Annotated in this window: 25 protein-coding genes, 2 tRNA genes and 2 pseudogenes; 19 read left to right on the top strand and 10 right to left on the bottom strand. The window is 60.0% G+C overall.

Annotation, left to right across the window (positions count from 1 at the left end; translation table 11 throughout):
- Positions 1 to 83 precede the first annotated feature (83 nt).
- From ACZ1HK_RS20235 to ACZ1HK_RS20265, 7 genes are all read left to right on the top strand, one after another.
- A complete protein-coding gene (locus ACZ1HK_RS20235) occupies positions 84 to 557 on the top strand; it encodes a DEAD/DEAH box helicase (RefSeq protein WP_472630204.1) in 474 nt (157 codons plus the stop codon).
- Complete coding sequence (locus ACZ1HK_RS20240) at positions 523 to 1,707, top strand: DEAD/DEAH box helicase (protein ID WP_472630205.1); 1,185 nt, start codon at positions 523 to 525, stop codon at positions 1,705 to 1,707. The genes ACZ1HK_RS20235 and ACZ1HK_RS20240 overlap by 35 nt, the downstream gene beginning before the upstream one ends.
- Before the next feature lie 47 nt (positions 1,708 to 1,754).
- Positions 1,755 to 2,060: a pseudomurein-binding repeat-containing protein gene (locus tag ACZ1HK_RS20245; protein ID WP_472630206.1), complete on the top strand. Its 306-nt coding sequence runs from the start codon at positions 1,755 to 1,757 to the stop codon at positions 2,058 to 2,060.
- Entirely contained in the window at positions 2,053 to 2,358 is a 306-nt protein-coding gene (locus ACZ1HK_RS20250) for a hypothetical protein (protein WP_472630207.1), read from the top strand. The genes ACZ1HK_RS20245 and ACZ1HK_RS20250 overlap by 8 nt, the downstream gene beginning before the upstream one ends.
- Before the next feature lie 224 nt (positions 2,359 to 2,582).
- Positions 2,583 to 2,918 carry a hypothetical protein gene (locus ACZ1HK_RS20255; protein ID WP_472630208.1) on the top strand — a complete coding sequence of 112 codons (336 nt, stop codon included), beginning with the start codon at positions 2,583 to 2,585 and terminating at the stop codon, positions 2,916 to 2,918.
- A gap of 16 nt (positions 2,919 to 2,934) precedes the next feature.
- On the top strand, positions 2,935 to 3,249 hold the full coding sequence (locus ACZ1HK_RS20260; protein WP_472630897.1) for a GIY-YIG nuclease family protein: 315 nt from the start codon (positions 2,935 to 2,937) through the stop codon (positions 3,247 to 3,249).
- On the top strand, positions 3,249 to 4,715 hold the full coding sequence (locus ACZ1HK_RS20265) for a restriction endonuclease (RefSeq protein WP_472630209.1): 1,467 nt from the start codon (positions 3,249 to 3,251) through the stop codon (positions 4,713 to 4,715). The genes ACZ1HK_RS20260 and ACZ1HK_RS20265 overlap by 1 nt, the downstream gene beginning before the upstream one ends.
- A 207-nt stretch (positions 4,716 to 4,922) precedes the next feature.
- Here ACZ1HK_RS20265 and ACZ1HK_RS20270 read toward each other — a convergent pair whose 3' ends face one another.
- Together ACZ1HK_RS20270 and ACZ1HK_RS20275 are read right to left on the bottom strand one after the other, a co-directional pair.
- A complete protein-coding gene (locus ACZ1HK_RS20270; RefSeq protein WP_472630210.1) occupies positions 4,923 to 5,207 on the bottom strand; it encodes a hypothetical protein in 285 nt (94 codons plus the stop codon).
- A gap of 14 nt (positions 5,208 to 5,221) precedes the next feature.
- Positions 5,222 to 5,626 (bottom strand): helix-turn-helix domain-containing protein, encoded by a 405-nt coding sequence (locus tag ACZ1HK_RS20275; RefSeq protein WP_472630211.1) that lies wholly within the window; start codon positions 5,624 to 5,626, stop codon positions 5,222 to 5,224.
- Between the two features lie 529 nt (positions 5,627 to 6,155).
- On the opposite strand from ACZ1HK_RS20275, the gene ACZ1HK_RS20280 reads away from it, so the two are divergent.
- A complete protein-coding gene (locus ACZ1HK_RS20280; protein ID WP_472630212.1) occupies positions 6,156 to 7,190 on the top strand; it encodes a tyrosine-type recombinase/integrase in 1,035 nt (344 codons plus the stop codon).
- A gap of 86 nt (positions 7,191 to 7,276) precedes the next feature.
- Here ACZ1HK_RS20280 and ACZ1HK_RS20285 read toward each other — a convergent pair.
- A tRNA-Cys gene (locus tag ACZ1HK_RS20285) sits at positions 7,277 to 7,350 on the bottom strand.
- Between the two features lie 50 nt (positions 7,351 to 7,400).
- The gene (locus tag ACZ1HK_RS20290) at positions 7,401 to 8,720 is read right to left on the bottom strand and encodes a mechanosensitive ion channel family protein (RefSeq protein WP_472630898.1); all 1,320 of its coding nucleotides are present in this window, start codon (positions 8,718 to 8,720) and stop codon (positions 7,401 to 7,403) included.
- 299 nt (positions 8,721 to 9,019) lie between these two features.
- On the opposite strand from ACZ1HK_RS20290, the gene ACZ1HK_RS20295 reads away from it, so the two are divergent.
- The 6 genes and pseudogenes from ACZ1HK_RS20295 (at position 9,020) to ptsP (ending at position 14,929) form a co-directional block, all read left to right on the top strand.
- Positions 9,020 to 9,673 carry a protein-L-isoaspartate O-methyltransferase family protein gene (locus ACZ1HK_RS20295; protein ID WP_472630213.1) on the top strand — a complete coding sequence of 218 codons (654 nt, stop codon included), beginning with the start codon at positions 9,020 to 9,022 and terminating at the stop codon, positions 9,671 to 9,673.
- Positions 9,674 to 9,775: 102 nt separating this feature from the next.
- The gene (locus tag ACZ1HK_RS20300) at positions 9,776 to 10,384 is read left to right on the top strand and encodes a TolC family protein (RefSeq protein ID WP_472630214.1); all 609 of its coding nucleotides are present in this window, start codon (positions 9,776 to 9,778) and stop codon (positions 10,382 to 10,384) included.
- Positions 10,302 to 11,174 carry a TolC family protein gene (locus ACZ1HK_RS20305; RefSeq protein WP_472630215.1) on the top strand — a complete coding sequence of 291 codons (873 nt, stop codon included), beginning with the start codon at positions 10,302 to 10,304 and terminating at the stop codon, positions 11,172 to 11,174. Before ACZ1HK_RS20300 ends, ACZ1HK_RS20305 begins: the two co-directional genes overlap by 83 nt.
- 205 nt (positions 11,175 to 11,379) lie before the next feature.
- The gene (locus ACZ1HK_RS20310; RefSeq protein ID WP_472630216.1) at positions 11,380 to 11,847 is read left to right on the top strand and encodes a hypothetical protein; all 468 of its coding nucleotides are present in this window, start codon (positions 11,380 to 11,382) and stop codon (positions 11,845 to 11,847) included.
- Positions 11,832 to 12,554, top strand: coding sequence for a hypothetical protein (locus tag ACZ1HK_RS20315; protein ID WP_472630217.1), 723 nt, complete (start codon positions 11,832 to 11,834; stop codon positions 12,552 to 12,554). The genes ACZ1HK_RS20310 and ACZ1HK_RS20315 overlap by 16 nt, the downstream gene beginning before the upstream one ends.
- A 129-nt stretch (positions 12,555 to 12,683) precedes the next feature.
- Positions 12,684 to 14,929: pseudogene (gene ptsP / locus ACZ1HK_RS20320) on the top strand (phosphoenolpyruvate--protein phosphotransferase).
- A gap of 88 nt (positions 14,930 to 15,017) precedes the next feature.
- Here ptsP and ACZ1HK_RS20325 read toward each other — a convergent pair.
- From ACZ1HK_RS20325 to ACZ1HK_RS20345, 5 genes and pseudogenes are all read right to left on the bottom strand, one after another.
- Positions 15,018 to 15,644, bottom strand: coding sequence for a LysE family translocator (locus tag ACZ1HK_RS20325; protein WP_472630218.1), 627 nt, complete (start codon positions 15,642 to 15,644; stop codon positions 15,018 to 15,020).
- A gap of 25 nt (positions 15,645 to 15,669) precedes the next feature.
- Positions 15,670 to 16,116, bottom strand: a complete 447-nt coding sequence (locus ACZ1HK_RS20330) for a DUF2269 family protein (RefSeq protein WP_472630219.1) — start codon at positions 16,114 to 16,116, stop codon at positions 15,670 to 15,672.
- A 22-nt stretch (positions 16,117 to 16,138) separates the two neighbouring features.
- Positions 16,139 to 17,446, bottom strand: a complete 1,308-nt coding sequence (locus tag ACZ1HK_RS20335; RefSeq protein WP_472630899.1) for a DoxX-like family protein — start codon at positions 17,444 to 17,446, stop codon at positions 16,139 to 16,141.
- Positions 17,389 to 18,254, bottom strand: a pseudogene (locus ACZ1HK_RS20340) (S-methyl-5'-thioadenosine phosphorylase). The gene ACZ1HK_RS20335 and the pseudogene ACZ1HK_RS20340 overlap by 58 nt, the downstream one beginning before the upstream one ends.
- Before the next feature lie 65 nt (positions 18,255 to 18,319).
- Positions 18,320 to 18,856, bottom strand: coding sequence for a hypothetical protein (locus ACZ1HK_RS20345; RefSeq protein ID WP_472630220.1), 537 nt, complete (start codon positions 18,854 to 18,856; stop codon positions 18,320 to 18,322).
- 273 nt (positions 18,857 to 19,129) lie between these two features.
- On the opposite strand from ACZ1HK_RS20345, the gene ACZ1HK_RS20350 reads away from it, so the two are divergent.
- Positions 19,130 to 20,806 (top strand): SulP family inorganic anion transporter, encoded by a 1,677-nt coding sequence (locus ACZ1HK_RS20350; protein ID WP_472630221.1) that lies wholly within the window; start codon positions 19,130 to 19,132, stop codon positions 20,804 to 20,806.
- A 22-nt stretch (positions 20,807 to 20,828) separates the two neighbouring features.
- Here ACZ1HK_RS20350 and ACZ1HK_RS20355 read toward each other — a convergent pair whose 3' ends face one another.
- On the bottom strand, positions 20,829 to 21,434 hold the full coding sequence (locus ACZ1HK_RS20355; RefSeq protein ID WP_472630222.1) for a flavin reductase family protein: 606 nt from the start codon (positions 21,432 to 21,434) through the stop codon (positions 20,829 to 20,831).
- An 82-nt stretch (positions 21,435 to 21,516) separates the two neighbouring features.
- Here ACZ1HK_RS20355 and ACZ1HK_RS20360 point away from each other — a divergent pair, with 82 nt between their 5' ends.
- The 4 genes from ACZ1HK_RS20360 to ACZ1HK_RS20375 all read left to right on the top strand — a co-directional run bounded on the left by ACZ1HK_RS20360 (position 21,517) and on the right by ACZ1HK_RS20375 (position 23,627).
- Entirely contained in the window at positions 21,517 to 21,993 is a 477-nt protein-coding gene (locus tag ACZ1HK_RS20360; protein ID WP_472630223.1) for a GNAT family N-acetyltransferase, read from the top strand.
- A gap of 46 nt (positions 21,994 to 22,039) precedes the next feature.
- Positions 22,040 to 22,771 (top strand): DUF2927 domain-containing protein, encoded by a 732-nt coding sequence (locus ACZ1HK_RS20365; protein ID WP_472630224.1) that lies wholly within the window; start codon positions 22,040 to 22,042, stop codon positions 22,769 to 22,771.
- Between the two features lie 16 nt (positions 22,772 to 22,787).
- Positions 22,788 to 23,324: an adenine phosphoribosyltransferase gene (locus ACZ1HK_RS20370; RefSeq protein WP_472630900.1), complete on the top strand. Its 537-nt coding sequence runs from the start codon at positions 22,788 to 22,790 to the stop codon at positions 23,322 to 23,324.
- A gap of 216 nt (positions 23,325 to 23,540) precedes the next feature.
- Positions 23,541 to 23,627: transfer RNA gene (locus tag ACZ1HK_RS20375), tRNA-Leu, on the top strand.
- Positions 23,628 to 23,717: the final 90 nt, after the last annotated feature.

The following is a 23,717-nucleotide window of genomic DNA, read 5'->3' on the forward strand; positions in this document are numbered from 1 at the left end:
CGATGACCAGTATCAAAAGCGTTCCCTCTGTTTCCGTGACCTACGCCCAGAATGGCGGTTCGACCAAATCCAATGAGCTTGGCATGCGGGCGATGCAGGAACGTGCCTATGAGAAGCGGGGCGAGCAGTATCTTCTGATCAAATCGCCGCCTGCGTCGGGCAAGAGCCGCGCTTTGATGTTTATCGCGCTCGACAAGCTGGCCAACCAGGGGATCAGCCAAGCGATCGTCGTGGTGCCGGAAAAGTCGATCGGCGCGAGCTTCAATGATGAGCCGCTGAGCAAGTTCGGCTTTTGGGCAGATTGGACGGTCGCACCGAAATGGAACCTGTGCAATTCGCCAGGGACGGACGGCGGCAAGGTCAAATCGGTCGCGGCCTTCCTGGAGAGCGGCGATCAGATTCTTGTCTGCACCCATGCCACCTTCCGCTTTGCCGTCGAAAAGCTTGGGGTGGAGGCATTCGATAACCGGTTGATTGCCGTGGACGAATTCCACCATGTTTCAGCAAGCGAAGACAGCATTCTTGGCAAGCAGGCTCAACGACTTCATCGCGCGTGACCGCGTGCATGTCGTGGCCATGACCGGCAGCTATTTTCGCGGCGATGCCGTGCCGATCTTGTTGCCAGAGAACGAGGCCAAGTTCGACACCATCACCTACACCTACTACGAGCAGTTGAACGGCTACAAATACCTGAAAACGCTTGATATCGGCTATTTTTTCTACTCAGGCTCTTACGCGGATGACATCCTGAAGGTGCTCGATCCGGCAGAGAAGACGATCGTGCACATCCCGAGCGTGAATTCACGCGAGAGCACGAAGGACAAGCATCGCGAGGTCGAGCATATCATCGACGCCCTGGGCGATTGGCAGGGCACCGATCCGACCACCGGTTTTCAGCTTGTGAAAACGCCTGAAGGGCGGGTGCTGAAGATTGCTGATCTGGTGGATGATGAGGCGGTGAAGCGCGACAAGGTATCGAGCGCGCTGAAAGACCCCGCCCAGAAGAACAACCGCGATCATGTGGACATCATCATCGCCCTGGGTATGGCCAAGGAGGGCTTTGATTGGATTTGGTGCGAGCATGCACTGACAGTTGGCTATCGCGCCAGCCTGACCGAGATCGTGCAGATCATCGGCCGCGCGACCCGTGACGCCGAAGGTAAATCCCGCGCCCGTTTCACCAACCTGATCGCCGAGCCCGATGCAGCCGAAGCGGCCGTCACGGAGGCGGTGAACGATACGCTGAAGGCGATCGCCGCCAGCTTGCTCATGGAGCAGGTGCTTGCACCGCGTTTCAACTTCACACCGAAGAGCCCCAAGAGCGGGCCGGTCGAAGGCTTCGACTATGGCGAGGGCGGCTACGACCCCGCGAAAGAGAACGTCGGTTTCAACGAGGCAAGCGGGCAGTTTCAGATCGAGATCAAGGGACTGGCCGAGCCAAAGAGCAAAGAGGCCGAGCGCATTTGCCAAGAGGACTTGAACGAGGTGATCACCGCTTTTGTTCAGGACAAGACGACGATCGAACGCGGGCTGTTTGACGAAGAGCTTGTGCCCGAAGAGGCGACGCAGGTGCGCATGGGCAAGATCGTCGGGGCGAAGTTTCCCGAGGCTCGATGCAGAGGATCAGGAGGCCGTGCGCCAGCACGCGGTCGCCGCCTTGAACCTGACCCAGAAGGCCAAGGAGGTCGCGCTTTCCGCGCCCGATGATGCGCAGGTGAGCGGCAACACGGCGTTGATCGACGGCGTGCGGAAGTTTGCGATGGACGTGCGCGAGGCTCGATATCGACCTGATCGACCGGATCAATCCGTTCGGCGAAGCCTATGCGATCCTCGCCAAGACCATGAGCGAGGAAAGTCTGAAGCAGGTGCAGGCGGTGATCTCAGCGAAGAAGGTGCAGCTCTCTCCTGAAGAGGCGCGTGATCTGGCGCGCCGTGCTGCAAAGTTCAAGCAAGAGCGAGGGCGCTTGCCAGACATCACTTCCCCGGACGCCTGGGAAAAGAAGATGGCCGAAGGCGTGGCTTACCTTGTGCGCATGAAGCAGGAGGCCGCCAATGGCTAAAGAATTCACTCAAGAAGACGATGCACTTCTGGCTGAGCTTGGCGTCGAGGTCGAAACCAAGAAAGCCGTCACGCGCACACCCCGCGAAGAGCGCATCATTGCAGGTTTTGAAGAGATTCAGCGCTTCGCCGAGGAACATGGTTCCGCGCCACATCACGGCGAAGAGCGTGATATCTTCGAACGCCTTTACGCCGTTCGACTAGATCGCATTCGTGAGCTTCAGGAATGCCGCGAGCCTGGTCGAACCTTTGGACGAGACAGGTCTCTTGACGGGTGCGGCCAAAGCGCCATTGGCTGACGCGGAAGAGGCTCGACGATGATGCTCTTTTGGCCGAGTTGGGGATCGAGGTTGAAGCCCCCGATCACGGAGGCTGAAGCACGTTCGATCGACCGCGGAGAAGAAGGCCGCTGAAGAAGTTGCGAGCCGTGACAAATGCGAGGACTTCGAGACCTTCAGGCCGCTCTTTGAGCAGGTACAGAAGGAGCCCGGATAGCGGCCTACGTGACACGCGACCTTTCGAGATGAAGGCTGAGATCGAGAAGGGGCGCTTTTTTATCGTCGGAGGACAGAAAGCCTACGTTGCGGATAAGGGTGAGACGACAATCACCGACCAGGGGCGCACAGATGCTCGCCTGCGGGTGATCTTTGATAACGGCACCGAGAGCAACATGCTCATGCGATCGCTTCAGCGTGCCTTGAACAAGGACGAGGCAGGGAGACGGATCACCGAGCCGACCGCCGGTCCTTTGTTTTCTGATCAGACGATCGACGGAGACGAAGCAAGCGGCACGATCTATGTGCTGCGAAGCAAGGCTGATCATCCGCTTGTCGCGGAAAACCGTGAGTCTGGTGCATAAGATCGGCGTGACCAACATGAGCGTGGAAAAGCGCATCGCGGGGGCACATCTTCAGCCAACGTTCTTGATGGCAAACGTCGAGATCGTGGCGACCTACGAGCTCTACAACATCAACCGAACGAAGCTAGAAAACCTGATCCACCGCATCTTCGAGCCTGCACGGCTTGAGATCGAGATCATGGATCGCTTCGGCCGACCGGTCGTCCCGCGCGAGTGGTTTCTCGTGCCCCTATTTTCGATCAAGGAGGCCGTCGAGCGGATCAAGGACGGGACGATTTCCAGTTATGTTTATGACCCGAAAAAAGCAGAGCTTTCAAAGCGAGGGTCATAATGAGCATCAAAAATCCGACCAAGACAACTAATCCCATTCACTTCGAAGACCTTGATCCAAAGCGCTTCGAGGACTTGGTGCGCGAGTTGATCTACGATTTCCGCGACTGGCAAACGATAGAAGCCACTGGGAAGGGCGGTGATGACGATGGCTTTGACATCAGGGCTTACGAACGGGCCACAGCCACTGCCGTTGATGACGATGGTAATGAGGTTATCCACCCAATGGATGGCAACCTTTGGATGATCCAATGCAAGCGTGAGAAGACCGTTCCGCCCAGTAAAATAAAGAAAATAATGGAGGACATTGATCCTGATAACCCGCCGTATGGATATATTCTTGCGGCAGCGACCAACTTCTCCAAGAAGTCCTACGACACCTTTCGTGATGAGCTTACAAGCCTGGGTGTAATGGAGTTCTATCTTTGGGGTAATGCCACGCTCGAAACCGAGTTGCATCAACCAAAGAATGACAGAATCCTGTTTACCTTCTTTGGGATATCGAACGTTCGTCGCCGCCGTTCGCGAGCCACGGAGATTAGATCGGAGGTGACAAACAAAAATCGTGTGATGCGAGTCCTTGGAGACAACGCATCGCATTCATGGATTTTGGCTAGGGACTCGAAAGATAGGCACTATCCGTATGAGTCGAAATATGCGGATTTCAAGGAAAGGCCAAGGTGGAAGGATTACGAGGTTGTCGAGCTTCATCCTCGGGGTGTGATTGTCTCGATAAAGCAGTGCTACGCATGGTTCGACGAGGAAAAGAAAGCCTTTGATATTGCTGAGCCGCCGATCGTCTTTAGCAACCCGTATGACCGCACCCACGACACTCAACATGATCGTGAAAAGAGGGAAGCGGTTGATCTCGTCAGAGATTATTGGGAACGACTACCAAAGAAAAACCAAGCCATGTTCCACCTCAACGGGATCATCCGCTTCGAGGATATGTTGGTTATCGACGACAAGGGTGATAGCTGGAGTGAGGTTCCTCATATTTTCGTTGATTTTGTAGACGGATCACCCGCTTCTGGAACCCTTGGATATCTAATGAAGGGAGAGCGACAAGTATTGCTCGACGAATTTTCGCGGCAAGATTTCTTCCCAAACTCGTTTCCCGAACCGCAGTTTGGAAAAATCCATGATGAAGAAGGATTGGCTCTTCCCGATACCATCAGCGAGCAGTTCGTCAACTTCCGGGGTAATCTTGATGTCCTATATGAAATTGACGGTAGGTTCGCCCACCTAAGCCCAGGTGATGTTGCCGTGATCAGGTTCGGCAACAAAGACAGCCGATTCATTCAGATTACTCATCGGTGTAAGCTGTTAGGAAGTGACATGCATCGTGATCAGCCGCATCTAGTATGGCAGGTCAAACAGCAGATTGAACGAGAGCCAACTGCGGACGATTTGATCAACGTACTAGAGTTCCGCAATTGCTATGAGCATCAGTGGAAAGGCCATTGAAAAAGCTATTTGCTCTGAAACCAGTGTCACCATTTTTATGCACAAGTCCGACGTGGCTCGATTCTCGCCAACTGTCCGTGCATAAATCAAAACTTGTGCACGCTCTTATCTACCCAAGGATATCAATTGCTTGGCGCGTGCAAAATTTGCGTGCAGATAGGCTGAATTCGATCTTCTCTGCAGGTGTTTCTAAAGGACTGCAGCTTGCTAGTTGTCGAAGATGTTTAGCTCTCTGTGCCGATGCTTCATCAAAATCCGCAGGAATTTCTGTGCGATTAGGATGGCCATCGGGCCGAGTACGACCAGCGCGAGGTAAAGGGACCGCGCGATGTCCCAGTCCGGCTGGCCTGATGTCGCAATCATTCCAGTGCCGCCGACCAACAACGAAATCGCGCCTGCTACGCCGATCTGGCGGGCGAAGGTGAAGACCTCCTGGTCGCAAGGGTCCAAGTCGGACTTGGTGGATTTCAGCGACTGATATGTGTCGGTCATAGCGGTTCTCCCGGTTAAAGCGTGTCAAAGTAGTGGCTGGCCACCTGTGCGGGTGTTTCGCCGGTCTGCGCAGATTGCGCAGCGACAAAGCCGATTATCTTTCCAATCTTGGCGATGGGTAGGTTCGTTCCTCGCCCGTCAGCCTCGGACAAAACAGCTATCGCGCAAGCCTCAGCCAGTTCTGGATCGTCGCTTTTGTGGACCTTTCCGCGCCCGGTCAGCAGCCATTCAAGGGTTACGCCGAACCCCTCGCTTATCTTGACGGCCGCTAGGGCCGGAAGTTCGCGCTTTTCTTGCTCGTAATACTTGTAAGTCCGATCTGACACATCGATGGCCGCAGCCATGACCGGCTGGGTCAGATCGTTTTTCTTGCGAATTTCTCTTAGGCGAAGGCCTATTCCAGACAAGTTTGTTGACAAGGTGCACCTTGGGTAACTAAAAGTGCATAAATCTGCACTTGCAGTGAGTTGTGAGCATTTTTGTTCACTCTTGCAGTGTTTTCAACCGAAATCCAACGGAAAGGTGAGCCGTGACCAAACCTCTCGAAACACCAAAGGAGGCTGGCCGAGCGAGTAGGTCTGCCCGTGACCAACATCCGATATCTGATCCGCGAGGATATGCTGGACCATATCTTTACCGCGCCTGGGCAGCGTAACCCCAAGATTCCGAGCGGCGCTTGGGAAAAATATGTCTCTCAATTCACGGTCAAAGCGCAAAAGCCTGCGCCACGCAGAGCTGGCCAAGAAATGGGGTCTGACAAATGAGTCGACATACACCCATCATGGCCAGCGAGACGACCGCAGCCCGCTTGCTCGATCTGCGCACAAACGAGTTCAAGGCTTTGGTCGATGAGGGTCACCTCCCGCCCGGGCATGAAATTGCGCCGGGCGTTGTTCGTTGGGATACTGAAACGCTCAAGCGAATTTCAGGTGGGGATGTGACAGGATTATGGGGTCAAATTCAGTGGTAGGCCGACGCAAGAAGTACCTTTGGCAGCATCCGTCTGGCCGTTGGTATGTGCGCAAGAGCGTCAACGGCAAGATGTTCTATCTGGGGCGGATCACGGCGGAGGAAGGCACGGCAGAGTTCGACCAGCAGTACTGGGAGATCGTCAGCGGGAAGAAAGCGGTCTCCAAGACATCATGGGGCGCTTTGATTGACGCGCTGCGTGAGACCGACAAATGGAAAGATTTTTCGCCTCGCTATCGGCGCGACCTTGAGCAAGTTTTTGAGTATTTGACCGAAAAGATTGGGCGCGCTGACGTGGCACGCCTGACCCAAGCCGACATTTATGACGCCATGGAAAAGAACCGGCATCGGGTCAGGTTCGCCAATTACATCCCGACTGCGATCAGCATGTTATCCAAAATGGCGATGCGCAAGCGCTGGCGCAAAGACAATCCCGCGATTGATATCGAGCCGTTGAGGGTTCCGAAGGACCGCAAGAAACCGCATTTGCCGTGGACGGATTGGGCGGTCGAAAAGATGCGGGAAGAGGGTGAGCCATTGCCCCGCCTGATATTTGAGATTGGTGTGGGGAGTGTACAGCGCCCCGGAGACTGGGTGGACTTCCAGTGGGGCGACTATGACGGCGACACCCTCAAGCTGCGCCAGAACAAGACAGAAACCGTCCTTTCACTGCCCTGTACGATTACACTCAAGACGGCACTGGACGTTGCGAAGGCCGATCTGGGATTCGCGCCCCACCCATCGCGCCACATCCTGACGCGGGCTGATGGCTCAAAAATGGATTATCACGCGATGGCACGTGTGATGGTTCGAGAGCGTAAACGGTTGGGGCTGATGGCCTTTGACCAACACGCCTTGCGGTATCGCGGCGTCATGGAATTGGCGTGGGCGGGTTGCACTGACGATGAAATCGCCAGCTACAGCGGCCACACATCCAAAGAGATGATCATCAAATATGCAGGGGAGGCCCGTCAGATCATGCGCGCGCGACAGGCGGCAGCAAAGCGCAAATGACTACGAACAGAACAAGCACAGAACGAGAAACTGATACCCGAGGTGATACCCAATGAGCAGAGAAATCCATAACCCATTGATTTTATTGGAGGCGAGTACCGGAATCGAACCGGTGTACACGGATTTGCAATCCGCTGCGTCACCACTCCGCCAACTCGCCATCCGTGGTGTAGCGCCTCTAGTAGGAGAACGCAGAAATCGCGGCAAGCCCTAATCGGTGGGCGTAGCCGCTGGAAACCCGCCTTTGATCTCGACCACACGCTGCGGGTAGGGAATTTCAATGCCGTTGTCTTTCAGGGCGTTCCAGATCAGGAACAGCACGTCTGAAGTGTATTTATTCGCCCCGTCATCGATGCCGTTGACCCAGAATTCCACTGCGAAGTCGATGCCGCTGTCGCCAAAACCCCGCAACTCGCAATCTGGCGGGAACGGATCATCCAGCACCTCGGCATGGGTGGCAACGGCTGCCTCAACAATGGCGGGGATCTTGTTGATGTCGGTGTCATAACTGACCGAGAAGGGTGCTTCGTATCTGTTGGCCGAGCCGCTGTCGGAATAGTTCACGACGCGGGTGATGATGAAATCTTCGTTGGGCACGACGATCCAGCGCCCGTCATACGTCTCCAGGATCACGGCGCGGGCGGTCATGCGGATGATCGTGCCCTCTTCACCACCATCCAGGGCCACAAAGTCACCAACGGTGGCCTGACCCTCCAGCAGAAGGATAACGCCCGAAATGAAGTTCGATGCGATCTTCTGCAGGCCGAAACCCAGACCCACACCAATCGCACCGGTCAGCACGGCAAGGGAGGTCAGGGGAATGCCCATGATGTTCATGAAGACAAGGAAGGCCGCGCCAAAGATCGCGATTTCAGCCGCCTTCACGGCGAGTTGGCGCGTGGCTGGCCGCATTTCGGCCTGCTTTTCGATCAGACTGGCGGACTGATCATTCGACCAACGCCCGAGCCAGAAGATGATCCCGCCCACGACCACGAACCGCAGTAGGTCAAGCAGGTTGAACGACAGATTTCCAAGCGGGATGACCACCGCCTCTAACTGCGCCATCACCGGATCAAGCAACCCAACAGCGTAAAGCGCGGCCATTGGCAGCAGAATGAATTTGCCCAGAAGTTTGAGGAACCCGTCCGTCAGGATGTCACGAACCAGCGCGCGGACAGCAAGGAACAGGAATATGCCTTTGCCAAGGGCGATGACACTTCCTGCGGCGAAAATGGAACGGGTGGCCTGTTCACCCAGCGCAGTCAAGGCAAACGCCAAAAGGGGCATGGTCAGAGGCAAGAACTGACGCAAGAACAGGCGCGCTTTGTCGAAGAGTCGCTCCGAGCCGTCCTCAGGCGAGAGCCATTGCGTTAACTTCGGCCGCAACCGCTTGGTCAAATAGCGGGCTAGAAGGAAAGCCACGAGCAGCAGCGCAAATTGTGACCATGCAGCAGGGCTCAGCAGCCACGCCTTCGCAATCGTCAGGCCTTGTTGCCCGAATTCGACCGCTTGCTGCACAAAAGGGGGCATGCTTTCTGCCCATTCGGGCAGAGGCGGCGGTGGCGGAACCTCAACGGCTTCCATCGCAGGTTCCACGGCGTCTTGGGCGCCTTCTGTTTCGGTCTCGTTTTCCATCGTGCGCCCCGTAGTGCTGTGCCAGCGTGAAGCCAGACTTTCTTAATCGGATGCTCTGCCGGAAAGGGCAAGTCGTGCATGGCCCAGATCGGTGCCATTCGTCGCATCTTGAGGGGCTTGTGGACTGGGCTGTTGCCAGCCCCAAGCGCTTGTGCCACAAGAAATCTGAAAACTAGACGGAGTGGTTCAGTTTTATGGCGGACTTCACGCAGCGCAGGGTTACAATGGTCGACACACAGGTGCGGCCCTCGGACGTGACCAAGTTTCCAATTCTCGAAGCGATGCTCAGCATTCCGCGTGAAGTGTACGTGCCGGATGGCAAGCGCGACCTGGCCTATGTGGACACGCCCATTGACCTGGGCGAGGGGCGGCAGCTTCTGGATGCACGGGCAATCGCAAAGCTGCTTGAGGCGCTGACACCGGAGCCTGCCGACCTGGTGCTCGAGATTGGGGCCTCCACCGGTTACACAACCGCGCTTCTTGCGCGGATGGCCGAAGCTGTTGTTGCGGTTGAGCAGGATGAAGATCTTGCCCGCGATGCAGAGGTTAATCTGTCCGAACAAGGCGTCGACAATGCTGCCTTGGTGACGGGGTCGCTGGCGGAGGGCAGCGCAAAGCACGGGCCATTTGACATGGTGATGATCTTTGGCGGTGTGCAGAGTGTGCCTACCGCGATCATTGACCAGCTGAAAGAGGGTGGCCACATCGCGGCAATCTTTATGAACGGTCAGGTGGGCGAGGCCCGTGTTGGGGTAAAGTCCGGCGGACGGATGAGCTGGCGCATGGCGTTCAACGCAACCGCGCCGCTCTTGCCGGGCTTCGCAAAAGAACCAGATTTCGCATTCTAACGGGCTCTGGCGTCTGTGAAAGGACGCTCCACGGCCCTCAAGACAAAGACGACGACAAAACAGGCAAGGCAACAGGCAGCAGCAGATCGAGCGGGGGATCAGATGGCAGTTCAATGGATCGTGCGGAGCAAAGCCGCAATATGGGCGTTGGGCCTGTCATTTGCGGTTGCGATGCCAGTTCAGGCCGATGGCCTCCGTCAGGTCATGGCAGACGCCTATCGCCACTCTAACCTGCTGGAGCAAAACCGGTATCTTTTGCGGGTTCAGGACGAAGGCGTCGCCCAGGCCGTCGCGCAATTGCGCCCAGTTTTGACGTTCGTCGCAACGATGAACCGCGACATTATCAACAACACGTCCAATGCGTCGGCCTCGCTGGTGCTGGAGTACCTGCTTTATGATGGCGGCGCGCGTCGCTTCGCGATTGAGGCGGCTGAGGAGACTGTTCTGGCCACACGCGAGCAGTTGGTCTCCCTCGAACAGCAGGTGCTACTGGATGCGGTAACGGCCTATATGAACGTTTGGCGCGATATGCAGATCGTCGGCGTGCGCGAGCGCAATGTGCGCGTGATCACGCAGCAGCTTCGCGCAGCACAGGATCGGTTCGAGGTGGGTGAAGATACGCGCACCGATGTGGCGCAAGCCGAAGCGCAGGCTGGCCACGGCCCGTTCGCAACTGGCCGCCGCGCAAGGGGCGCTCGATATCAGCCGTGAATTGTTCAACCTCGCCGTGGGTCGCTACCCGAACGGGCTCTCCGGCCCGGGAAGCCTGCCCAACGTGCCGCGCACCGAGGCTGCGGCACAGGCTTTGGCCCGGCAGGAGCATCCTTCCGTCCGTGCGCTTCAGCATGAGGTGACGGCGGCAGAGCTGGGCATCGAACAGGCCCGGGCCGGTGTGCGCCCGCAGATCAGCCTTGAGGGGCGGTTGAGCGAAAGCTTCACGGATCCCGTTCAAATCCCAGGCGCGGACAACTGGAACTCGTCGGGCACGATTGGCCTGACCCTGACGCAGCCGATCTATCGGGGCGGGCAGCTTTTGTCGCTGGAACGGCAGTCGCGCGCACAAGCGGCTGCGGTTCGGTCCAGTTTGAATCAGCAGGTGCGCTTGAACTTGCAGGCCGTGGGCAATGCCTGGGCCGGCATGGAAATCGCCAATGCCCAGATCCAGGCGGCAGATCAACGGATTGAAGCGGCTGAACTTGCCTTCCGCGGTGTTCAGGAAGAAGCCTCACTCGGCGCGCGCACGACCTTGGACGTGCTGGATGCTGAACAGGATGTTCTGGACGCCCGGATCAGCCGCATTCAGGCGCAAACGGACCTTTACCTATCCTGCTACCAGCTGCTTGCCGCGGCCGGTTTGATGACGGTTGAGAATTTGCAACTGAACGTCCCCGAATACGATCCGGCGGCCTATGCCGATCTGTTTTCGAACGCGCCGTCGCGGGTCAACAGCCCCCAGGGGGAGCAATTGGACTCGATGCTGGAGCGGATCGGCCGCGATTGACCGCAGCATTGGCCGCCTTCCTTCGGGCGAGGCACAACATCTGCATTTTAGGTAATTCCTGTGCAGCCAATGCGCAGGAATTGTTGTGTGAAAAGCCCATTCTGGGTATCTTGCGCCCAAGTTGAGGTTCAGAACGGCCCGCAAAAGGGCTGCTAGTGGCGTGATGTTTGGTGACCAAACCAGCCCGCGTCGAAGGAGAGCAGAGATGTCCGATCCCGCGAAAACGCCGGAAGAAATTGAAGATGTATTGGCATCCATTCGCAGGCTTGTCTCCGACCATACACCGGGGCCAGACGGGTCCATGCAGCGCGCCGAGACTGATGAAATCGCGGTCCCGGATGAACCTGCGCCCGTCCCTGCGTCCGACGACCGGCTTGTCCTGACCCCATCGTTCCGGGTCACGGAACCGGACGATCCTTGGCTGACGGTGGCTGAATCCGACACGGACGCCGATGACGATGATGTAACCGAAAGTCTGATCCTTGATGTCCTGGCACAAGACGATACGGCTGGTGACGGTTCAGAATCGCAGGCGGCAGATGGCGATTGGCAGCCCGATGACCGTCTCGCGCAATACGATACCGTTGGTGCCGATGATGCAGCGGATTTATCCCAGGAGGGGACGCCCCAACTGATGTGGATCGCGCAGAACCGGACATGTCCAGCGACGTAGATGAAGGCGTGATGGACGAAGAAGGTGAGACCAATGTGGAAGACATCGCGGATCTGATCAGACTGGACGGATCGACGCCGGAGCTTGCTGATTTCGAATCCGAGACAGGTGATGAAAACTGGCCGAACGAAGGGGCAGAAGCCGCTTTGCTGACCCTTGTGGCTCGGCGGGATCATGGCACCCCAGACAGCGAGGCCGATGAGGCGCAAGCTGACGATCCCGACCTTGATGGCGGCACTGGTGCTGATGATGCCGAGATCTCCGCCATGGTGCCTGATGACGCCCCCGAGCCTGAACCTCAGGACGAAGAGACGCCTGAACCGGAGGTCGAGGCTTTGGAAGCCGAGATTGTCGAACCCGACGAGGCGGATGAGGGCGAACTTCTGGATACAAGCGACGAGATCGAAGACAGCTCACACGAGCCCGCCAGCGCACCGATCTTCGCCCGCCAGACCCCGCAGGTTGATGAAGCAGAGCCCGCGGCAACGGAGGCCATCGAGGCCGAAGATCTTGGCGAAGAGCCATCGCCCTTCACATTCCCCGACGCGGATGAAGGTGTCCTCGACGAGGAAACGCTTCGCGAAATCATCGTCGAAGTGGTGCGCGAGGAATTGCAGGGCGTTTTGGGCCAACGCATCACGCGCAATGTGCGCAAAATGGTGCGGCGCGAAATCCGACTTGCGCTCGCCGCTGAAGATCTGGACTGAACCCCACTTCCAAGATCACAGCATAGGCATGTTATCGCAAACGTGCGTGCAGGGCGCGGTTGCGTGTGCGCCCGCACGCGCGCTACACCGGGGTAACGGCGCGAGAACCGTGGCCGAGGTGCGGGACAGATGACGAAAACACCCGAGACAGAAAGCCGAAAGCTGCTTTCGCGTCTGCAGGCTGTCATGGCCGAAGCTGATGCGGGACAAGAGCGTCTGGACCGGATCACGCATCTGATTGCAGACTCGATGGGAACCGAAGTCTGCTCGATCTACCTTCTGCGCGATGCCGAAACGCTTGAGTTGTGCGCCACAGAGGGTCTGGCCGCAGAGGCCGTTCACGTGACGCGCATGCGTCTGGGCGAGGGTCTTGTGGGCCGCGTTGCGCGCAAGGCGCGCCCAATCAATACACCGAATGCCCCCGTCGAACGCGGTTTCCGCTATATGCCCGAGACCGGGGAGGAGCGGTTTTCCTCGTTCCTCGGCGTACCCATCCAACGCTTAGGTGAACGCCTAGGGGTGCTTGTCGTGCAATCCCGGGATGCGCGCGTCTTTTCGGAAGACGAAGTCTACGCATTGGAAGTCGTGGCCATGGTTTTGGCCGAGATGACCGAACTAGGTGCGTTTGTCGGGGAAGGGGCTGCGCTATCTGCCCGCCACACCAGTCAGGTCATGTTCAAAGGCTCCTGCGCGCAAGAGGGCGCGGCCATGGGTCATGTCTGGCTGCACGAACCTCGCGTTGTCGTCTCCAAGCCCGTGGCCGATGACCCCGATGCAGAACGGACGCGGCTGGTTGAGGCTGTGGATCAGTTGCGTACGGACATCGACCAGATGCTGACCCGCGCGCCGACCGGGGATGCCGAGCAGCGCGAGGTGATGGAATCCTACCGCATGTTCGCTCGATCCCGCGGTTGGTTGCGGCGGATGGAAGAAGACATCGCCCTTGGCCTGAGCGCGGAAGCGGCCGTCGAGAAAGAGCAATCGAGTGCCCGCGCGCGAATGGAAACCGTGCCAGATGCCTACCTGCGGGATCGTCTGCACGACCTTGATGATCTGTCGAACCGCCTTCTGCGGCTGCTGACCGGTCAGGGCAAGGACACCGGAGCCGAACTCCCTGCGGACCCGGTGCTTGTCGCCCGAAATATCGGCCCGGCGGAGCTTGCTGGACTACGGGCGTAGCCTGAAGGGTGTGGTGCTTGAGGAAGGCTCTGTCGGATCGCACGCGGCGATTGTCGCGCGGGCTTTGGCGATCCCGCTGGTAATCCACGCCAAGCGGATCTCGACGGAGGCCCTGAATGGCGATCCAGTGCTGGTCGATGGCGATCAGGGCATCGTGCATTTGCGCCCCGAGGATACAGTCGCCAGTGCATTCCGTGACAAGCTGGCGATGCAGGCCGAGGCGCAGGAACGCTATGCCTCCATCCGTGATAAGCCTGCGCAAAGCAAATGTGGAACGGTTGTCAGCCTCCAAATGAATGCGGGGCTCATGGCCGATCTACCCTCTCTGCCGACGTCGGGCGCAGAAGGGGTGGGACTGTTCCGAACCGAACTGCAATTTCTGACCCGCGCACGGGTGCCGCGACGCGGCGAGTTGGCGAGCCTCTATGCGCGTGTGATGGATGCGGCAGGGGGCAAACGGGTGGTGTTTCGCACCCTCGATATCGGGTCGGACAAGGTGCTGCCCTATATGAAGCCGCAGGATGAGCCGAACCCGGCACTGGGCTGGCGGGCGATCCGCGTGGGCCTCGACAAGCCGGGCGTCATGCGGATGCAGTTGCAGGCCTTGATCCGGGCCGCAAACGGGCGGCCCCTGTCGGTGATGTTCCCGTTCATTGCGCAGTTTGATGAATTTACGCAGGCCCGCGATCACTCTGATGCGAGAGATCGACCGGGAAGGAAAACTGGGTCACACCTTGCCCGAGAGCCTCGAAGTGGGCGCGATGCTTGAGACGCCGAGCCTTGCGTTCGCACCGCGGCAATTCTTCGAGATGGCTGATTTCATCTCCATCGGCGGCAATGACCTGAAACAGTTCTTCTTTGCCGCTGACCGCGAGAATGAGCGGGTGCGGCGCCGCTATGACACGCTGAACGTGTCGTTCCTGACGTTCCTTGAACAGATCGTGCATCGGTGCAGCGACACGGATACGGCGCTGAGCTTTTGTGGTGAGGATGCGGGCAGGCCGGTGGATGCAGTCTGTTTCGCTGCGATGGGGCTCCGAAGCCTGTCGATGCGACCGGCCTCCATCGGGCCGGTGAAATCGCTCTTGCGGCGGGTCGACCTGCGTGAGGCGCGGGCTGTGATCACCGAGGCGCGGGGATCAGGTGCGCAATCGGTCCGGGGCGCGATCATGGATTGGCTGAAGCGGCAGGGATGAGAGCGCGTGCGGTTGCACGCGTGCAACCATAGGTTAAGCTTCTGAAATTACGTCATATCCCGAGTGACTTTAACCATCTCTTAACCTTTCAGGTGCTTCGGCGCAGGGTTGCGGTCAGCACCCCCATCGCGATGAGCGTGCCGCCACCCGCCCGGGTCAGCCAGGCGATCACACCCGGACGTGACAGGCGATTGCGGAGCGAACCAGCCAAGAGCGCATAGGCCAGTGCGTTCAATGTCGCGATGGCCACAAATGTGCCAATCAGGATGGCGAATTGCGGAAGCAGGGGCGCCTCTGGCGCGATGAATTGCGGCACAAAGGCGATGAAGAACGCGATGCTCTTCGGGTTCAGCGCCGTGACAGCGGCGGCATGGCCGAAGGTGCGCCGGGCCGAGATGGCCTCAGCCTCCGGCAGCGCGAAGGCGGCGGAGCGCGCGCCGAGGATCATTTTGACGCCGAGATAGACCAGATAAATCGCGCCAACCCATTTGAGTGCGGTGAAAAGCGTGGCCGAGGCCAGAACCAGCGCGCCAAGGCCCGCGAGCGACGCCGTCATGGCAACCAGGTCACCCACAGCCACGCCGGCGGCGGTCGATACGGCCACACGGCGGCCCTGGCTGATGGCATAGCTGAGCACCAGCAGAACTGTTGGGCCGGGGATCAGCACCAGCAGGGTGGAGGCAGCAACAAAGGCGAGCCAGGTTTCAAATGCCATCGGGGATTCCTTTCGTTCAGGGCAGTCAGCCCCAAAGCGGCGGCTTTGTCACCATCAACCAGTAGATGAGAGTAAGAGCAAGGAATGCGGGCCAGCCCAGGGCGAACCAGATGCGGTAGAGGCGGCGCGCCTCGGGCGGGGTGGGGCCTGTGGCCTCGGCGGTCAGATCGCGGATGCGGATCTGCAAATGGACAACCGGCGCCCAACAGATAAAGGCAAGGGTGTAGAGCGCGTAGGTCAGCACCAGCCAAGGCTCCGTCCAGCCGTAGCCCGCCATCCAGACCAGTGCGAGGCCCGTGACGGGCTGAGCAATGCCGGCGGGCGTGGTGAAGAGCCAATCGGCCAGCACGACGCCTCGCGCGACCCCATGGATATGGGCCGCATCGCCCCGGTGCATCGCGAAGACCATCTGGAAGGCGGTCCCGATGCCGGTGCCAAACAGGACCGTGCTGAAGACAGGATATGGAGCCATTTGAGGGCGAGGTACGGATCCATCAGCGCTCATCCTCCAGCACCATCCAAAGGACGATCAGCATCAGAACGGGGATGTTCTTGAGCAACCCGCCAAGCGGCAACAGCCAAAGCGCAGGCGCGATGGCGGTGAAGGCAAGGGTGTAGCTGCCGACAAGGCCCAGTTGCAGCCATCCCGTCAGACGCGGGCGCCAGTTGCGGAAGAGGGCCGCGGCCAGCGCGAGGTCAGCGAGGCCACCAAGGCGCGCCATGGCGATCCAGAGCGCGTCGGGCAGACCGGTATGGGCGGTGATGGGCAGGAAGCTGGCCGAGGGCAGGAACAGGCCGAGCAGGCCCGAGGCAAGCCATAGGAAGGCGAGCGTCAGCCGCAGGGCAGGGCGGATCAGGAAAAGTCGCGCATGCCACAGATCCTGGCTGCCCGCCGGGCGCGCGGCTAGGAATTGGTCGACGCCGCGCGATTTGGTGCGAAGCTGTTCGGTCAGCGGGGCCTCATTGGTCTCGATCCCGTGGGTGATCTGGGCGACGGCCGTGTGCGAGATGGGCGCCATTTTGAGCGCGTCGCCGATGCGACCCAGCGCCATGGCGGCACGTTCCGGGATCGGCAAAGGTCGAGCGGGCGGAAGCCCAAGCCAGCCGCGCAGATCGGCGATCAGGCCGGCTTGGGTGATGCGGGTGGGGCCTCCAACGTCCCAGGGCTGGCCGGGTTTGGGTGCGTCGAGGCATTCGGCCACGACGCGGGCCAGATCGGCGGCATGGATCGGGTTGAAGACTTGGCCGCCGTCGCCAACGGTGGGCGAGATCAGCGGCATCGCCGCCAGTCCCCGGATCAGGGACGTGCCGCCGTAAGACGTGTCGGCCATGACAAGGCCGGGGCGCAAAACGGTAATGCCTGCGTCATGCGCCACACCTTCGCCTTCGCGCCGCCAGCGGGCAAAGGCTGTGTCAGCCTCGATCCCGACGGCAGAGATCAGGACACCACCGCTTGCGCGGGCGTAGACGGCAGCCGGGGCTTTGACATGGACCGCCTCGAACCGCGCGTCGGACGCGGTCAGCAGGCCCGCGGCATTCACGATTTGCCGGCCCTCCGCGTCCGCCCAGAAGGCCGGATCGTGGGTCGCGGGATCCGCAAGATCAGCTTTCAGGGTTGCAAAGCCCATATGCGCGAGCCGCGTCGTCCGGCGGGCAGAGGCCAGCACGTCCCACCCTTCGGACCGCAGGTGAAAGGCAATGTGACGGCCGATGAAGCCATCTGCACCAAGGATCAGGACCCGTTTCAGAGGACCCGCCCCGCCACGGCGTCGAGTTTGGCGACCAAGGCCGCGTCGCGGTATTCGGGGGTGTCATGATGGCATGCTCCAACGCGCGGTCGCAGCCTGCGGGGCAGAGCGTTTTCTGGGCCCCGAGCGCCTTCGCGATCCCCGCGACCATCGTGCGCGCGGAGGCGGCGTTGCCCTGGAGCGTGTCGATGATCTGCGTGATGTCGACGGCGCCATGGTCAGGGTGCCAGCTGTCATAATCGGTGATCATCGCGACGGAGGCGTAGCAAAGCTCGGCCTCGCGGGCCAGTTTTGCCTCCGGCATGTTGGTCATCCCGATCACGTCGCAGCCCCATTGGCGGTAGAGCTGGCTCTCGGCCATCGAAGAAAATTGCGGGCCTTCCATGGCCAGGTAGGTGCCGCCGTTATGGGCCGTGACGCCAGCGGCTTGGGCGGCCTCAAAGGCGGCTGCCGACAGGTGGGGGCAGGTGGGATGGGCGACCGAGACATGGGCCACGCACCCGGTGCCGAAGAAGCTCTTTTCGCGCGCGAAAGTACGGTCGACGAACTGATCCACGATGACGAAATCGCCCGGCGCCATGTGATCGCGGAACGAACCACAGGCCGAGACGGAGAGCACATCCGTGATGCCAAGGCGTTTGAACGCATCGATGTTGGCACGGTAGGGCACCGTGGTGGGCGAATGGACATGCCCGCGTCCATGCCGGGGCAGGAAGGCCACCGGCAGATCATGCAGACGGCCTGTCAGGATGGCGTCAGACGGTGCGCCGAAGGGGCTATCGACTTCGACCCAATCAGGGTCATCCAGCCCGTCGATCTGGTAAAGGCCCGATCCGCCGATAATGCCGAGATGTCTGTCCATATAGGCCCCCACTAGTCTTGTGCGACGTTAGGGGGCGGCCACGTATGGATCAATGGCATCCGGACCTAGTCGGTGCGCAGAGAGATGGTGGGGCCATAGCCGCCATCACTGAATTGGATGCGTATGGTCATGTCTGTGGCAACAAAAACGGTCGTGTCCGGGTTGAGGCCGCGACGCACGCCTGAGCGGCGTTCGAATCCCAACGGTGCGAGAGCTGCGGACACGGTGCTCAGCAAGCTACTGGAATCGCGAAGAAAAGTGGTTGGACCGCTCAGCGAACATGACGTGCGGACGGAGGCAAACCTGAAGCGGTCGCGCAAGCGGCGGTCGGGTGTCTCGAAGGCGACATTGTTGCGGTTCACCGACCGGGCGGGAACCAAGCCAGCAGCGGCCAGGGCGGTCGCGTCGATCTCCTCGCCCCGGAAAAACCGCACGCAGACCGGGGCAATCGCCCGGACATAAGATAGGGTTACCGCTGACCCCTCAGCCGTACGGACATCACCCCTGTCGGGGCCGGAGAGGCCATCGTCAGAGCCGCTCGGTGCGCAGGCTGCAAGCAGGCCACATGCAAGCAACCCCGCCTTAAGAGAAAATCGTGTCATGAGAGACCCAGTCCAGTTGTCGCGTGCGATGTGGATGCAAGACCGCGTGCCTGCCGACAACCGGTCCGCCCCGAAAGGCATGAACAGGTGGCCAGTAAGACCTACCCATGGACAGGGCTTGTCACCCCCTGTGCCCACGCTGCAACGCGGCATGACAGGTATGCGCAGGAATACCGTGACTTTCCGGGGCTGAGGGCATAGGCAGCGGCTCAAACAGCCGGTGGCCGTGCCACGCCGCCCGCAAAAGCGCGAACAATCCTTTGAGGTTTTCCCATGAGCCGCATTCTTGCGGCGGTCACGTCTGGCCGCTTCTCTTCTGATTTGTCGAACATGGGCGGGGGCGGACTGACGCCGGGCCGCATCCGGATCGAGATCCTTGCGGGCCTCACGGTGGCCCTTGCGCTGGTCCCCGAAGCCGTTGCGTTCGCCTTCGTGGCGGGTGTGCACCCGCTGGTGGGGCTATATGCGGCTTTCCTTGTCGGCCTGATCACGGCGGTAATCGGTGGGCGGCCCGGCATGATTTCGGGCGCGACCGGCGCGCTGGCGGTTGTCATGGTCAGTCTGGTCGCGCTGCACGGTGTCGAATACCTGTTCGCGACCGTGATCCTGATGGGACTTATCCAGATTTTCGTCGGCATCATGCGTTGGGGCAAATTCATCCGCCTGGTCCCGCATCCGGTGATGTTGGGCTTCGTAAACGGGCTGGCCATCGTGATCTTCCTGGCACAGCTGACGCAATTCCAGGTGCCGGGCACGGCAGAGGTTTCGGGCCACGGCATGGCGGGCGGTGAATGGCTGTCGGGCGCGTCGCTGGCGTGGATGCTGGGCCTTGTCGCCTTGACCATGGCGATCATCTGGTTGCTGCCGAAACTCACCAGCGTTGTACCCGCCCCATTGGCGGGCATCGGGATCACCGCCGCCATCGTGTTGATCTTCAACATCGACGTGCCGCGTGTGGGGGATATGGCGGACATCGCGGGCGGCTTCCCGCCCTTCCACATCCCCTTCAACTTTTCAGGCGGCGACGTGCCGGGCCTGTATGGCGACTTCCTCGCCCCGTTCACGATGGAGACCTTCTGGATCATCCTGCCCTACGCCCTGATCCTCGCTGCCATCGGCCTGATCGAAAGCCTTCTGACCCTTAATCTCGTCGGAGAGATTACCGGCGAGAAAGGCGGCGCCAGCCAGGAATGTGTGGCCCAGGGCGTGGCCAACACGGTCACCGGCTTCTTCGGTGGCATGGGGGGCTGCGCCATGATCGGCCAGTCGATGATCAACGTGAAATCCGGTGCGCGCACCCGCATTGCGGGCATCGCCGCGGCCTTGTTCCTGCTGTCGTTCATCCTGTTCGCCGCCCCATTGATCGAGCAGATCCCGCTCGCAGCCCTGGTGGGTGTGATGTTCATGGTGGTGATCGGCACGTTCGCGTGGAACAGCCTGATGATCCTGTTCAAGGTCCCGCGCACCGACGCGATCGTCATCATTCTTGTGACGGTTGTGACCGTGGCCACTGACCTCGCCACTGCCGTGGTCGTCGGTGTCATCGTGTCAGCCCTTGCTTATAGCTGGCAGAACGCCACGCGCATCCACGCCATCACACGCGAAAGCGCGACCGAGAAGGGCGCGAAGGTTTATGAGATTCAAGGGCCGCTGTTCTTCGGCTCGTCCGACGGCTTCATGGAGCTGTTTGAGGTGGAGAACGACCCCGATACCGTGATCGTGGACTTTAACAACAGCCGCGTCGCGGACCAGTCAGCCTTGCAGGCGATCGAGGCGATTGCCCTGAAATACGAGGCGGCCGGCAAGCGCATCATGCTGCGCCACCTCACACGGGACTGCCACAAGCTGCTGGCGAAAGCGGGTCACTTGATGGTCGATAGCGATGATGACCCCGATTACGAGATCGCCACAGACTATTCGGTGCGTACGGGGATTTTGGGCGGGCATTGAACCCGCCCTTCGCACGAAGACCTTATTCGCCCGGACGGGCCAGCGAGAACTTCTCGCGGATCACCGAATAGTCCTTGTAGCCCAACCGGGTGAGGGGGCTGTAAGTCGTCACGTCGAAGATGCCATCGACAAGACAATCATCGCGCAGATGGACGCCCACAACCTCGCCAAAGACCGCGAAATTGGCCGCCCCCTCCAGCTTGAGGATTTGCGTCACACGGCATTCCAGGTTGGCGGGCGCGTTCGCCACGCGCGAGCACGCAATCTCGGCGCAAGCGGCGCGTTCGATCCCTGCATCGGTGAATTCATCGGTTTCCTTGGGCCACATGCCGGATGTCTGGTTCATCGCATCGCGCGCCGCATATTCCACGATGTTCACACAGAAGACGCCCGTATCGCGAATATTCGCAACGCTGTCCTTGGTATCTCCGCGATCTTCTTTGGCCGACGTCGACGCGAACATGACCTGCGGCGGGACGTAGGCGACTGCATTAAAAAAGGAGTAAGGGGCAAGGTTTTCCGAGCCATCTGATCCACGGGTCGAAATCCATCCGATCGGGCGGGGGGAGACGACGGCATTGAACGGGTTGTGCGGCAGGCCGTGGCCATCGGCGGGGCGGTAGAACATGGGCGCATTCCTCTTGGTTTGGCAAAGACCTAGCCCCGTGCTACGCCGCTGACCAGAGGCGGTTTTGGGGCCACGGACCGGCATGTACCGGATAGAGCAGGAAACAACCGACGATGGCGCCGAGGTAGAGGCGCTTTACGACACCTGCTTTGCGCCGGGGCGCGAGGCGCTGTCATCATACCGCTTGCGCGATGGCGTGCCTCCGGTGGCCAATCTGTGCCGCGTGGCCCGGGATGATCTGAATATCGTGGCAGGTGCCATCCGCTTCTGGCCTGTGCGCGTGGGGCGGTTTGAGGCGCTGCTGCTGGGGCCGATTGCCGTGCACCCGACGCGGCAGGGCGAAGGATTGGGCGCGCTTCTGATCCGGGAAGGCTTGGCTGCCGCCGCAACTGATCACTGGCGGCGCACGCTGCTGGTGGGCGACGCCCCGTTTTATGCCCGCTTCGGATTTTCGCGCTTGGACGACGTTCTGATGCCGCCACCCACCAACCCCGACCGCGTCTTGGGCCGCGGCGATTGGGACCGGATTACCGGTCAGGTCACGCGGTGGGGCGGTTAGGCTTTTGCGCGCGCGCAACAGGTTTCACGCTTTGTGAACCGCGCGCTTGATCCACAGCGCGGGCCGCGCCATCACAGGCGTCATGTGGCGTGTTGTGACCCTCATTCTGCTGACCGTTCTGATCGGTCCACGCCCCGTGCACGCGCAGGAATTCATCGCCGTTCCTGACATAATCTCCGATGATGCCTTCTACCGGCTTGTTGCCTGTGGAGCGCCGCCGGGTGGGGACTGCTCGAAACCTTTCATCTACTGGCCGGAAGACCGCCGCCTGGCCCTGCGTGTGGGCATCGCGGCGACGGGGCAGAGCTTTGCCGACTACAGATACGACCTGGTCGATGCCGCCATTGATGCGGCCATTGATGAGATCAACGGCGCCGGTGCCCATCTGTTTTTGGAACGGGTCTATGAAGGCGAAATGGATATTCCGGTGTTCCTGGTGGACGCCCCGCAGGGCGGTATCATCGAGGGGACAGGCCTGGACGAACTGGACGGGTCGTCCATCGCCATCGGACGGGTCGCCATCCGCTCGCGTGGTGAAGACATCGTCGCGGCCTCCATCGCGATCAGCCACGATATCCGCCGGCGTGAGATCGCCTCGGTGATCCTGGAGGAACTTGTGCAATCGCTTGGCCTTGTGACCGATATCGCCTCACCCGCCTATGAAAGATCCATCTTTGCTGAGAACGGCAATTCCATGACGCGCCTGCGTGGTCAGGATGCGGCAGCACTCAGACGTCATTATCCGCGCCCGGGCGTTCCGGTACGCGGCTCTGAATGAAAGGCCAGATCCCATGATCGCCGATAAACAGGTGCGCGATTACATCCGCACAATCCCCGACTTCCCGCATGAGGGCATCCTGTTCCGCGATGTGACAACGCTGTTCCAGGACCCGCGCGGCTTTCGGCTGGCGGTGGATCAGCTTCTGTCGCCATTCGTGGGCCAGCATATCGACGCCGTCGCCGGGCTTGAGGCGCGCGGTTTCATCCTCGGCGGGGCCGTGGCGCATCAGCTCTCTAAAGGGTTCGTGCCAGTCCGCAAGAAGGGCAAGCTGCCGGCGGCGACGATCGAGCAAGCCTACCAGCTGGAATATGGGGAGGCGGTCGTCGAGATCCACGATGATGCCGTGGCGGCCGGCGACAAGGTTTTGATCGTCGACGACCTTCTGGCCACAGGCGGCACGGCAGAGGCCGGGATCAAGTTGATCGAGCGTCTGGGGGCCGAAGTTCTGGGGTGTGCCTTTGTCGTCGATCTGCCCGATCTGGGCGGACGCAAACGGCTGGAACAGATGGGCGTGCCGGTTCACGCGATCTGCGCTTATGAGGGGCTGTAGCCAACTAAGCGATCAAAATCGAAAAGTGACGTCGACGTTAACCCGTCGTTAACCAAGGCCTTTTATCCCTTTGCGCATCCACAGTGTTGTTTGTGGACTTCTCTGCTTGTCGTACCCAGACGCTGCACGTTCCGACCCCAATCCGGGACGTGCAGCACCTGCAGACCTTTCCCCGGATTGTCATTTCCGTCGCGCCCGGATACGGCTTGGGGCGAAGCGGGCGTGATGGAATTGGTAGACATATCGGACTTAAAATCCGTGGGCCTCTGTGCCGTGTGGGTTCGAGTCCCACCGCCCGCACCAAGCGGTCTTTCCTGAGAACATGCAATGCGTACTCTCACAACAACGCATGCGGAGCGCCTGTGGCTCTCTCAACTCACACATAGACCCATC

Source organism: Gymnodinialimonas sp. JB5-7 (genome assembly GCF_055693405.1).